The organism is Rhodoferax sp., from assembly GCF_034520025.1.
Classification (GTDB): domain Bacteria; phylum Pseudomonadota; class Gammaproteobacteria; order Burkholderiales; family Burkholderiaceae_C; genus Allorhodoferax.
The window spans coordinates 1,796,890-1,809,899 of the sequence record NZ_JAXHNZ010000002.1; the positions used below are offsets into that span (position 1 = coordinate 1,796,890).

General features: G+C 59.7%; 4 protein-coding genes and 1 pseudogene. 1 reads left to right on the plus strand and 4 read right to left on the minus strand.

Annotation, left to right across the window (positions count from 1 at the left end):
• Positions 1-32: 32 nt before the first annotated feature.
• Both uvrA and U5L73_RS17325 read right to left on the minus strand, forming a co-directional pair.
• Positions 33-6,419 (minus strand): excinuclease ABC subunit UvrA, encoded by a 6,387-nt coding sequence (gene uvrA / locus U5L73_RS16885; RefSeq protein WP_322563421.1) that lies wholly within the window; start codon positions 6,417-6,419, stop codon positions 33-35.
• Between the two features lie 938 nt (positions 6,420-7,357).
• Positions 7,358-8,416, minus strand: a pseudogene (locus U5L73_RS17325) (MFS transporter); the annotation flags it as partial.
• Between the two features lie 31 nt (positions 8,417-8,447).
• Between U5L73_RS17325 and U5L73_RS16895 the strand changes: the two are divergent.
• Positions 8,448-10,289 carry a DUF294 nucleotidyltransferase-like domain-containing protein gene (locus U5L73_RS16895; RefSeq protein ID WP_322563423.1) on the plus strand — a complete coding sequence of 614 codons (1,842 nt, stop codon included), beginning with the start codon at positions 8,448-8,450 and terminating at the stop codon, positions 10,287-10,289.
• Between the two features lie 18 nt (positions 10,290-10,307).
• Here the strand turns inward: U5L73_RS16895 and U5L73_RS16900 are convergent, their stop codons facing one another.
• Positions 10,308-12,488 carry an exonuclease domain-containing protein gene (locus U5L73_RS16900; RefSeq protein WP_322563424.1) on the minus strand — a complete coding sequence of 727 codons (2,181 nt, stop codon included), beginning with the start codon at positions 12,486-12,488 and terminating at the stop codon, positions 10,308-10,310.
• Between the two features lie 18 nt (positions 12,489-12,506).
• Positions 12,507-12,896: a hypothetical protein gene (locus tag U5L73_RS16905; protein WP_322563425.1), complete on the minus strand. Its 390-nt coding sequence runs from the start codon at positions 12,894-12,896 to the stop codon at positions 12,507-12,509.
• Positions 12,897-13,010 lie beyond the last annotated feature (114 nt).

Below are 13,010 nucleotides of genomic sequence, written 5' to 3' on the forward strand. Positions count from 1 at the left end.
CGGTTTGTTTCGGTTTATTTCAGCCGTACCCCTCACCTCGCCAGCACTGCCTCCAACGCCTTGCCCGTGTGGGTACCCAGCTTGACCACGTCTTCCGGCGTGGTGGCAGCCACCACGCGACCACCACCATTGCCGCCTTCGGGGCCAAGGTCCAGCACCCAGTCAGCTTCAGCGATCACATCCAAGTCATGCTCAATCACCACCACGCTATGGCCGCCGTTGACCAAGCGGTGCAGCACATGGATGAGCTTTTCGACGTCGGCCATGTGCAGGCCCACGGTGGGCTCGTCCAGCACGTAGAGCGTGTGCGGCACCTTGTTGCCGCGCTTGCCGACGTCGTCGCGAACCTTCGCCAGCTCGGTCACCAGCTTGATGCGCTGTGCCTCGCCACCGCTCAATGTGGGGGAAGGCTGGCCCAGCGTGAGATAGCCCAGGCCCACGTCTTTGAGCAGTTGCAGCGGGTAGGCGATGACGGGCATGGCAGCGAAGAAGTCGACCGCCTCGTCCACTTCCATTTGCAACACATCGCCGATGTTTTTGCCGCGCCACGTCACCGCCAGCGTCTCGGGGTTGAAGCGTGCGCCCTTGCAGGTTTCGCACACCACTTTCACATCGGGCAAGAAGCTCATGCCGATGGTGCGCATGCCCTGCCCTTCGCAGCCGGGGCAACGGCCTTCGCCGGTGTTGAAGCTGAAGCGGTTGGACGCGTAGCCACGGGCTTGGGCTTCGAGCGTGTCAGCAAATAGTTTGCGGATGGTGTCCCAAAAGCCAATATAGGTCGCCGGGCAACTACGCGGTGTTTTGCCGATAGGGGTTTGGTCCACTTCGAGCACGCGGTCTATGGATTCATAGCCGGTTACGCCTTCGCAGCCCAGCCAGTCAATCTTCTCGCCCGCGTCGAGCGCATCGCGGCCCGCTTTGGTGCCGCGCTTTTGCACGGCGGTTTGCACGTTGGCCAGCAACACGTCGCGCGCCAGGGTGGACTTACCGGAGCCACTGACGCCGGTGATAGCCACCAGGCGCTTGAGTGGCACATGGGCGGTGACGCTTTGCAGGTTGTGCATGGTGGCGTTGGTTACTGTGAGCCAGTCGATTTTTGGCTTGTACGCTGTTGTGTCTGCTGAGCTCGCCACGGGTAGCCCGGCAACGGACTCCTCATGCATTTGCTGCGCAACTGCCAAATCGTCACCCGCTGCCGGGCTACCCGCGACTGCGACAGACATTTGGGCGGTGCGGCGATCAGCCAAGGCGGCGTATTCGGCGGCTACTTTGGTGCGTTCAGCGAGTTCCGTATTGGCGGCTGCACTGTCCAGAATGCGGGCGGCCTCCACAGCGGCCTTCTGCGCTTTGGCACTGAGTTTTTTGGCCGGTTTGGCGCCAGCACTCGCGGTGGAGGTGCTCACGCCGGAAGCCGATTTCGAGCTCGCAGCGGGAGCGTATGAGGCGCCCGGCGTAAGCGCCTCCGCCGCGTCGAGCACCAATGTCTCTGCATGACTGACCATTCCACGCCGCAATGCCAAAGGATGCTTCATCGCATGCAACAAATACCGCCCTGTCTGTGACTCGAGAGCGTTCTGCACATCGGCAATAGAACCCTGTGCCACCAACCGCCCACCGCGCTTGCCCGCACTCGGCCCGATGTCGATGATGTGATCGGCATGGCGGATGGTGTCTTCGTCGTGCTCCACCACCACTAGCGTGTTGCCCTTGTCGCTCAAACTCTGCAGCGCACCCAGAAGAATCTTGTTGTCGCGTGCATGCAGGCCGATGGTGGGCTCATCCAGCACATAGCAAACACCTTGCAAGTTGCTGCCCAACTGCGCTGCCAAGCGGATACGCTGCGCCTCGCCGCCGCTGAGCGTGGGCGCACCACGGTCCAAGGTGAGGTAACCCAAGCCCACCTCTTCCAAAAACTCCAGGCGGCTGCGGATTTCGGGCACCAGGTCGCGAGCAATGTCGCCCTCACGGGTCGTCATGCCACCAGCCACTTGCAAGGTTTGCACCCACTGACGCACATCGGTCACCGAGAGGCGCGCAATGTCGGTAATGCCCACGCCCGCGAACTTGACGTTGCGCGCAGTGGCATTCAAGCGCGTGCCACTGCAGGTGGGGCAGGCCTTGTCATGCAGGTCTTCAATGTCGGCCTCGGCAAAAGTCTGCTCGCGGCCCTTGTTGTCGTCATCCTTGACCGAGTCGTCAAACACCTTGCGCTGCTCTTTGGTGAGCGCCACGCCCGTGCCCACGCAGTCGGGGCACCAGCCGTGTTTGCTGTTGTACGAAAACAAGCGCGGGTCCAGCTCGGCATAAGACGTCGCGCACACCGGGCAAGCGCGCTTGGTGGAAAACACCTGCACCTTGCCAACACCAGCCGCAGACTCGCCTGCTGCCATCACCTCACGCAAGCTGCCAATATCGCTCAGCACGTAGACCAAGCCCTTGCCGTGGGTGAGCGCGTCAGCCAGCGCAGTGCGTAGCGCGGACTCGTTGGCCGGGGTCACGTCCAGGCTGGCTACTGGCAACTCAATGTTGTGCTCCTTGAAGCGATCAATCCGGGGGAAGCCGCTGGTGGGCAAGAAGTTGCCGTCCACCCGCAAATGGGTGAAGCCCTTGGGTCGCGCCCAATCCGCCAGCTCGGTGTACACGCCCTTGCGCCCCTGCACCAGCGGCGCCAGCAGCCCGATGTGCTGACCCCGGTAGTTCTTGAGCAACTGGGCCGCAATGCTGTCCGCCGACTGCGGCTCGACCGCCGCGCCGTCTTTAAAGCAATGCTGGGTTCCCAGCTTGACGTACAGCAAGCGCAAAAAGTGCCATACCTCAGTGGTGGTACCCACCGTGGATTTGCGCCCCCCGCGCGAGAGGCGCTGCTCAATCGCCACCGTGGGCGGTATGCCATACACCGCATCCACCTCGGGGCGACCTGCAGGTTGCACGATGGAGCGCACATAAGCGTTCAAAGATTCGAGGTAACGCCGCTGGCCCTCGTTGAACAGAATGTCAAACGCCAGCGTCGATTTGCCGGACCCGGACACACCGGTCACCACGCTGAACTTGCCGCGTGGAATATCTACCGACAAGGACTTGAGGTTGTGCTCCTTGGCATTGACGATCCGTATGGAGTTCGACGTATCGCCCCCCCCAGCACCGGAGGTGGATGGGCTTGCGCCCGGGGCCGATTTGCTAATCGCGGAGCGAGTAGATGAGGCCATGGGCGCAAGCCCATCCGCCGCAGCCCCCGAGGCAGCCGCAGCTCCCACCAAGTACTTGGCGCTAGGCTCCGCCACTTCATGAATCACTCCCATCGCGGCGGCGTAGTCGCGCAAGGCCTGGCCAGTATGAGAGGTGGCATGCAGCATGACCTCTTCCGGGGTCCCCACCGCAACGACTTGCCCACCCGCATCACCACCCTCGGGCCCCAGATCGATCAGCCAGTCGGACGCACGAATCACATCGAGGTTGTGCTCAATCACCACCAGCGAATGGCCGGCGTCCAGCAGCTTGCGCAAAGCGCGCATCAGTTTGGCAATGTCTTCAAAGTGCAGCCCGGTAGTCGGCTCGTCCAGCATAAAGAGCGAGCCCTTGCGCGCCAGCAGTTGACGGCTGGAACTGGCGCTCTTGGCCGCTTCGGCCAGAAAGCCTGCCAGCTTGAGGCGCTGCGCCTCACCACCCGAGAGTGTGGGCACCGGTTGGCCCAACTTCACATACTCCAACCCCACATCCACGATGGGTTGCAGCACGCGAATGACTTCGCGGTCGGCGCTAAACAAGTCCGCCGCCTCGCTGACGGTGAGCCCGAGCACATCAGCCACATTCACTTGGCGGCCCTTGCGCTCAATCGTCACCTCCAGAATTTCGAGACGGTAACGCTTGCCATCGCAGTCCGGGCAACGCAAATACACGTCACTCAGGAACTGCATTTCCACATGCTCAAAGCCCGATCCACCGCAGGTAGGGCAACGACCATCACCGCTGTTGAAGCTGAATTTGGCCGCGGTGTAGCTGCGCTCCTTGGACAAGGCAGCGCCCGCAAACAACTCGCGAATCGCGTCCCACGCGCCCACATAGCTCACCGGGTTGGAGCGTGCGGTTTTACCGATAGGCGACTGATCCACAAACACCATGTCGCTGAGCTGCTCTGCCCCCAGCAGGCTGGTGTGGGCGCCCGGTGTTTCGGTCGCTTTGCCGAAGTGGCGCAACAAAGCGGGAGCCAGCACATCCTGAATCAGCGTGGACTTGCCGGAGCCCGAAACACCGGTCACGCACACCAAGCGCTGCAGAGGAATCTCGACCGACACATTTTTGAGGTTGTGCTCGGTGACACCTTCCAGAATCAGACGCGGGTGGTTGGGTGCGACCATGCGCTTGAAGCCCATGCCCACCTGCTTGCGGCCGCCCAGGTAGGCGCCGGTCATGGTGTCTGCGCCCTTGAGAGCCTCGGTGGTACCGTCAAATACGATCTGGCCGCCCTTCTCACCCGGGCCGGGGCCCATGTCGATCATGCGGTCGGCTGCCAGCATCACTGCCGGGTCGTGCTCCACCACCACCAGGGTGTTGCCTGCGTCGCGCAGGCGCTGCATGGCCACGATGATGCGGTTCATGTCGCGCGGGTGTAGGCCGATGCTGGGCTCGTCCAGCACAAACAAGGTGTTGACCAACGAGGTGCCCAAGGCCGTGGTGAGGTTGATACGCTGCACCTCGCCGCCACTGAGCGTGCGGCTCTGGCGGTCTAGGGTGAGGTAGCCAATGCCCACGTCGCACAGGTACTTGAGGCGGGTGCCCACCTCTTCAAACAGGAGCTTGAGCGTTTTGTGTTCGGCCTCAGACGCTGTAGGAGCGGCCTTCTCCGGCGCGACATCCTCCGAGCGCGAAGCGGAGTCTGGGGTGCCGGAAGGGGCCGATTTGCTACTCGCAAAGCGAGTTGATGAGGCCACTGCCGGTACACCTGACTCCCCCCCCCCAAAGATGCCCAAATCGGATTGCAACGCATCAAAAAACCGCTTGAGCCGGTCCAGCGGCATCAACATGAAATCGTGCAGTGACAAGCCGGGCAACGCCTCTAGTTGCTCACGCGACCATTTCACACCCTTGGGCATGAAGCGCTTGGCAGGGTCCAGCGCCATATCGGCCTGCTCTTTGGTGCCAATGCGCCACAGCAGGCTCTCGGTTTTAAGGCGGGATCCATTGCAAGTCGGGCAGGTGGTGTAGCTGCGGTATTTGGACAAGAGCACGCGGATGTGCATCTTGTAGGCCTTGGTCTCCAGATACTCAAAAAAGCGGTCCACACCGAACCAGTGCTGGCTCCACTTGCCATTCCAGTTCGGGGAGCCCTTGAGCACCCAGTTTTTTTGCTCCTGCGTCAGCTTGTACCAGGGCGTATCGCGCGGGATGCCACTGGCCTCGGCGTGGCGCATCAAGTCGTCCTGGCACTCTTGCCAGGCAGGCGTCTGCATCGGTTTGACCGCACCCGCGCGCAGCGTGAGCTTGTCGTTGGGGATGACCAGCCCATAGTCCACCCCCACCACGCGCCCGAAGCCGCGGCAGGCATCGCAAGCGCCCACGGCCGAGTTGAAGCTGAACATCGACGCAATCGGGTCGGTGTAGCGGATATCGCTTTGCGGGCAATGCAGACCGGTCGAGAAGCGCCAGATCTCAGGCGCTGTGTTTACTATGATTTCAGGAGCTACTTGCGCAGACTCTACCAAGGCTACCGCCTCTTTTAATACATAAGCATTCAAACGCCCGCTGCCGCGCTTCAAGGATGTCTCGATAGCCTCCAGCACACGCGCCTTTTCCACCCCATCGATGCGGAAGCGGTCTGCCACCACATCCAGCACTTTGCGCACGCCATTGACGGTGGACACCTCGCGCTCCGCCTGCACGCGGGTGAACCCACTGGCACTCAGCCACTGGGTCACTTCGTCGGGGGTAGCGTTGCCCGGCAACTCCACCGGGAAAGTCAGCACAAGGCGCGGGTTGCCTTCAGCCGCTGCGCGCTGCAACAGCGTGGTGTAAATGGTCTCGGGGGTGTCGTGCTGCACGGGTAGCGCCGTGTCTTTATCAAACAGGCTGCCCGCGCGGGAACACAAGAGCTTGAGGTGGTCGTTGAGCTCCGTCATCGTGCCCACGGTGGAGCGGCTCGAGCGCACCGGATTGGTCTGGTCAATCGCAATCGCAGGGGGCACGCCCTCCACCTTGTCGACGGCCGGTTTGTCCATGCGGTCCAGAAACTGGCGCGCATAGGCGCTGAAGGTTTCCACGTAGCGGCGCTGCCCTTCTGCGTACAGCGTGTCAAACACCAGGCTGGACTTGCCTGACCCGCTGGGCCCGGTGACCACGGTCAATTCACCCGTGCGGATGTCCAGATCGAGGTTCTTGAGATTGTGCTGTCGCGCTCCGCGAATGCGGATGGTGCCCTGGGTCATGGTGAATGCTCTCTAGGTGGGGAGAGACATTCTAGGGAGCTTTGCCCGCCCTACGGGGGGCCTGTGGCTTTACCCTTTCAAGGCAGGCTTTCGCACAACCGGAGCTGCCAATTCGTGTGTCAGCCCCCTCACCGCCCCACACCGAGGTCCACATCTTTGGTTTCGCGCAACAGGATCGCGCCAACGACGACCGTTGCACCCGCCACCGCGATGGGGTACCACAGACCGCTGTATGAATTACCGGTCTCAGCCACGATGGCGAACACGGTGGCGGGCAATAAGCCACCGAACCACCCGTTGCCGATGTGGTACGGCAGACTCATCGAGGTGTAGCGGATACGCGTCGGAAAAAGCTCGACGAGCATCGCAGCCATAGGTCCGTAGACCATTGTGACCAGCAAAACCAGATAGGTCAGGATCAGCACCACCTTGAATTTGCTCAAGGCCTGCATGTCGGCCTTCTCCGGATATCCGGCCTCCCGCAGGGCTTGCGCGAGTTTGATGTGAAACAGCGCTGTCGAAGCTGCGCTTTCATTGCTGAGTGCCAAAAAAGCATCGTCTTGCTTGGACTGCGCGTCGACCGGCGCTACCTTGCCCGTTCTCTGGAGTCTGGCTACCGCCTCTGCCTTTGCAATCGAAATATCCTGCGGATCATGCTTCACTTTGACAACGGTGGAGCCCACCGTCACAAGCGACGGCGCACCGCTTGAGAGCGCGATATGGCTATACGACACGGAGGCGCTGGCCAAACGCCGCTTGGCAATGTCACAACTTGACGCAAACTTTTGAGCATCTGTCAGATTGAACTGAAACGAGCACTCCGACGGATCCGCATAAATGGTGACCTTTGCGCTTCTTTGGGCGGCGTGCAGGGCGGGATTTGCGGCTTGGGTAAGCGCGTCAAACACCGGCATATACGTAAAGGTTGCGAGTAAACAGCCCGCGAGGATGATGGGTTTGCGACCTACACGGTCGGAAAGTGCGCCGAACACAACGAAAAACGGACTCCCCAGCGCCAGTGAGACCGCCATCAGCACGATGGCAGTGGCCTCATCCACACCCAGCGACTGCGTCAAAAAGAAAAGTGCGTAGAAGTGTCCGGTGTACCAGATGACAGCTTGGCCGGCGGTGAGGCCAAATAGTGCTACCAACACTTTTTTAAGATTGCTCCATCTGCCAAACGCCTCTGCCACCGGGGCCTTGGAGCCCGCGCCACGGGCCTTCATCTGTGTAAACACAGGGGATTCGCCCAAACCGATTCGTATGTATATCGTGATACCCAGCATCAGGATGGACGCAAGAAAAGGGATCCGCCACCCCCAGTCGGCAAAGAGCGCCTCCCCCATCAAAGAGCGGGTACCCCAGATCACCACAAGCGCAAGCAGCAGGCCGAGCGAGGCTGTTGTTTGGATCCAAGCGGTGAACACTCCCCGCCGGTTGCGCGGCGCATGCTCTGCCACATAAATCACTGCGCCACCATACTCCCCGCCCATGGCAAGACCTTGCATCAAGCGCAGCCCAATCAAGATAACAGGCGCCGCAACCCCAATAGACGCATAGCCGGGGAGGATGCCCACAATAAACGTGGAGAGGCCCATGATCACGATCGTGATCAAGAATGTAGATTTGCGGCCGACCAAAACGCCCAGACGTCCGAAAACCAGCGCACCAAACGGTCGGACGACAAATCCGGCAGAGAAAGCCAGCAAGGCGAAGATGAAGGCCGAGCTTTCATCCAACGCGCTGAAAAACTGCTCGCCGATGATGGCGGCAAGTGCCCCGTAGAGGTAGAAGTCGTACCACTCAAAAATCGTCCCGAGCGATGAGGCGAAGATGACTCGCCTATCTTCCCCAGACATCGGGGTAGATTTGACTGATGCCATGGTGCTTGCCGGGTCTGAACGCTGCATCTTGGGTGAGGGGTATGACCAGCCCCCGACTATCACAAGAGCTACTGACGGATATCTGACGCGCACCTGCCCGCCAACACGGTACATTGAGCGCACCACCCACGACGAAGGTCACACCATGGACGCAGGCACTCTCTTGATGCGACTCAAAAGCCACTACGCTTTTTCTCAAGCCGAGGCTTCGAGCTTGGTGCGACTGAGTCAGACCGGCGTGTTTGTGCAGACAGCTGCAGGTGACCAACTGGCTGATGCCGCTGCGCAAAGCGAGTATTTGTTTTTGCTGCTGAGCGGCAATGCCCAGTTGCAGGATGACGACCAAGAGCTCACTCTGAGGCTCCAGCCGGAAAATCTGGTCGGGTATGGCACCTGCTCCAACACCCATGGCGCAGCATGGGCAATTACCGCGCTGACCACCAGCAGCTGGATCCGATGGCCAGCCCGCGAAGTGGATGCGCTGTGCCACAACAGCCCGGCGCTAGACTTTTACCTCTCCCACCGGACCCTCGATAGCACCGGGTCGCTCGCCACTACCGCACAGCAAGGGTGGTTATCGTCCCCTTTGCACACATTGCTCCGGCAGGAAGTGCCGATCACGATTCCTCATGATGCCTCGATCCAAGAGGCTGCGCTGCGCATGGAGGCCCAGCGGGTGTCTTCGATCCTGGTCATGCATGAGGCATCCCTTTTTGGAATAGTGACGGACAAAGATCTTCGCAATCGGGTGGTCGCTACCGGCTTGGATATCCACCAGCCGGTGAGCCAGATTGCGACCCAGCATCCCAAAACCCTGCAGGGCCTTGATAGTGGTTTTGACGCACTGATGCTCATGGCAGAGCACCATATTCACCACATTCCGCTCATGGATGGTGGAATACCTATTGGCGTGTTGAGTGCCGGCGATCTGTATGCGAACCGCCAAGCGTCTGCGGAGTTACTGGTGAAGAACATCCAGGCGCAATCCAGCGTGGAGGGACTGCAAGCGGTGGTGGCTGGCGTGGGGCAACTTCAGCAGCATCTGGTCGGTCAAAGTGCCAGCGGCCTGAGTATCGGGAAAATGGTGACATCCATCACTGACGCGCTCACCCGGCGACTGTTGGAGCTTGCCCATGCCCGTTTCGGGCCGGCTCCGGTGCCGTATGTCTGGGTAGCAGCCGGATCACAGGCACGCTCAGAACAGAACACCAAAACGGACCAAGACAACTGCCTCTTGCTGGACGACAGCTACTCCGTCGAGGAACACGGAAGCTATTTCAAAGAGCTCGCAACATGGGTTTGCGATGGCCTCCATGCTTGCGGCTATGTGCACTGTCCGGGGGGCATCATGGCGATGACACCTCATTGGTGTCAGCCACTCCACCAGTGGCGCGCTTACTTTGAGCGCTGGATCTACACCCCGGAGCCACTTGCTCTCATGTGGGCCTGCGTGTTCTTTGATATTCGCGCCATTTACGGCGATCATTCGTTGCTGCAAAGTCTCCGAAGCACAGTCCTCGACTCGACCCGTAAAAACAGCCTGTTTTTGTCGCATATGGTGGGCAATGCGTTGAAGCATCAACCGCCCCTCGGTCTTTTCGGGCAGCTAGTTCTGAGCCGCAGCAACGACTTTCCACGCACGATTGACCTTAAGCACTCGGGCACGGTGCCCATCATTGATCTGGCACGGGTTTATGCCCTCGCGGGTGGCGTGCACGCAGTGAATACGGATGAGAGACTATCCCTCGCAAGCCAAGGGCTGGAAATCAGTCCGGATAAATCGCGCGACTTGCGCGACGCCCTTGAGATGATCACCAGTTTACGGGTCCATCACCAAGCACGGCTTCTGGCTGCGGGACAAGCCCCCAACAACCACCTCTCGCTGCATGAACTGTCCCACTTGGAGCGTAGCTTTCTGAAAGAGGCCTTCCATGTCGTGAAGGGACTCCAAAACGTTTTGGAGCAGCGCTACGGCGGACACGGCTGAGCTGCGGCCCCGTCCATGCTAATACTTCAGGCGAGCAAGGTAGGTCGCTTGGGACGCCTCTCGCGCCTGCCGGAGGGTATGAATCCCCTTTGCGGCCAAGAGCGGAATGAAGAGCGCAAATAACTCTGCTGTCACCATCGCATCCCCGAGTGCGCTGTGACGTTGGTGGTTCGCCAGGCCGAAGCGCTCCGCCAACGCCTCCAAACGGTTGGACTCTTGAGTCGGATACAGCACAGAGGCGAGGAGCAGGGTATCCAGCACGGGATGGTCAAACCGGATACCCAGCGCACCCGATTTGATCTCTATAAACCGCAAATCGAACGCCACGTTGTGCCCGACCAGTACGCTGTCCCGGGCGAAACTATGGAATGCAGGTAAAACTTGGGTCAGTGTGGGCTGATCGGCCACCATGTCTTGGGTGATCCCATGAATCAGGGTGCTACGAGCCGGGATCGAGCGCTGCGGGTCCACTAGCTGATCGAAACACTCTTCCGTCAACACCTTCATATTGACAATACGTGTAGCCCCGATCTGGATGATTTCGTCCCCTTCCCGGGGGTTAAGACCTGTAGTCTCCGTATCGAACACCGTGAAGGCGAGCTGCGTTAAGGGTTCATCATCGAACACATTGGTGTGGGTGCCCTGCTGAAACAAGTCAAAGTCATAAAACTCTGGTCGGTTCCCCTTGACATCTATGCCGCGCGCATCAGCCTGCTGAGGCCAGTTTTGTTGAGGAGCCAGTGGCAGATCAATGCGAAAAAAAACCTCATCACGGGGGCGGTCGCGTTGGAACCATAGTTGGCCGCCATGACGGTTCAATACATCGCGGACCGACAGAGGCAAGTCGAGCCCGTCAACCCGCATTGCATCCATTTCCCAGGTCATGACCGTTTCAGTGCTCAAGGGCAAACCCGGCCATACCAGATCCAAATAGGCTCTATCCCCCGAAGCCAGTACCCTGAGCCGCAGGTAGCGAACTTGGTAGTCTGCATGCAAGCGCTGCACCAATGACACAACCAGCTGCAAAAGACCGTAGCTGTCCACTTGCAACCAAAACGGTTCGGTAGGCAACTCGGGGGTGATGCGCAAGTAGTCGGCCTGTCCCAAGCGGTGAGCAGCAAGCCGAACCCAATCACTTGCAGAAACCACTTCCAAAGGCCAGCGGTTGGGCGTATGGATCGCCAAATCGGAATAAGCCTCGCCTAGCAGTCGATGCAGGGACTCTACCCCCGCCTGTAGCGCCGCCTTGTTGTCTGTGATGGCCTCGGAAGTAGTCAAGTGGCGCAAGTGACCGATCGCCCCCCGCGCAGACTGCAACCAATGGAGTACCTGCCGATCTCGACGCGTGTCGTACTCAAAGGTTTGGGTAATGTTGTCTAACATGAGCACATAGCCAGCAAGCTCCGCAGGCGCATCACCGGCATCACCCAGAGGATCAGAACGAAGCCACACCGGCGCGACCTGCACCCGCACCAGCTGGCCGCACTGCATAGAAGTCACGAATTGGGTGGTACCGGATTCACTGGTGCAGCGAGCACCATGCTCCAGCCGCTCGACAGCATGCGCAATCAGATGCTCATTAAAGAAGGAAAAAATGGAACGCCCGATCCCCAGCAGTTCCGACCCCCGCGTAGCTCCGGGAACCCCTGAAAAGAACATGAATTGCGCACGCGCTTTGCGGTTGTACAGAATGACCCGGCCTTCCCGATTGCACACGACCACACTTTGCGAAAGCTCGGACATCAGCGCTGCCAGCCGGCTGCGCTCTTGCTCCAACCGCCGAGCTGCAACAGCGACATTTTCATCCACGCCTCTTCGCAGGTCGTCGCGCTGCTCAGCCAGCTGCTGCAATGTGCTGACAAGCCGGGCACCCGCTGGGGTACGTACGAGAACCGCCAAATGCGATTGCCCTGCAATCAGCAGCGCCTGGGAAGCCTCCGCAATTCTCAAAGGCTCCAACAACCAACGAGACCATGCATACCGAACCCCGACGGTTAGTAGAAACATCAAGGGAGCCGCAGCCAACAACAGTAGCGGCCAACGCGCCACCACGGTGTCGAGCACGACGCGCTGAAACTGCACGGCTTCACCCGCATCTAGCGTCGAAGTGACTAAAGCCACCACTATCGCCACCCACACGGCACAGAAGCTTGCAGCCCCAAGGACAGCAAGACCGATGGCCAGGCGGCGATCCTTCATCTTACGTGGGCTCCGGGATCAATTTCCGGGTGGTGTTCCGGATAGCTTTCCCGCGGCGGTTTTCTTTTTTGCAGGGGGTAGGTGCGCATAACGCGCCAAAGCAAAGGTCAAGAAAAACTTGATCCAAATGGTGCTTCCAGCAATTGCGGACCATGCCTCGTAACTGACGCCACCAGACACGATGAAACCTATGGTGACCGCGATCACCACCCCACACACCAAATTGATGCTGAACTCATAAGGTGCAAACTTTTCCGGATGTGCCGGGGACACTCCTCTGCGAATAGCCACTTCCGAGAAATCACGTCGTACCAGAATACGCCATGCACGGCGCAGCCAGAAAAAGGCGATCGGAAAAAGCGCCAGAAACAGCACCCAAGTCATTGCAACAGACACATCAAAAGTCATCGAAACACTCCAACCAAAAGGTAAGTGAAATCCTACCCTTTCAACAAAAAGGCCCTGCAAACCGTTTGGCTTGCAGGGCCTGCTGGGAGCCTAACCGGGTCTCACGACCCGATA

Excerpts from the sequence above, each read along its gene's own strand:
- uvrA (WP_322563421.1), bottom strand. The coding sequence starts at position 6,419 with ATGACCCAGGGCACCATCCGCATTCGCGGAGCGCGACAGCACAATCTC.
- U5L73_RS16895 (WP_322563423.1), top strand. The coding sequence starts at position 8,448 with ATGGACGCAGGCACTCTCTTGATGCGACTCAAAAGCCACTACGCTTTT.
- U5L73_RS16900 (WP_322563424.1), bottom strand. The coding sequence starts at position 12,488 with ATGAAGGATCGCCGCCTGGCCATCGGTCTTGCTGTCCTTGGGGCTGCA.
- U5L73_RS16905 (WP_322563425.1), bottom strand. The coding sequence starts at position 12,896 with ATGACTTTTGATGTGTCTGTTGCAATGACTTGGGTGCTGTTTCTGGCG.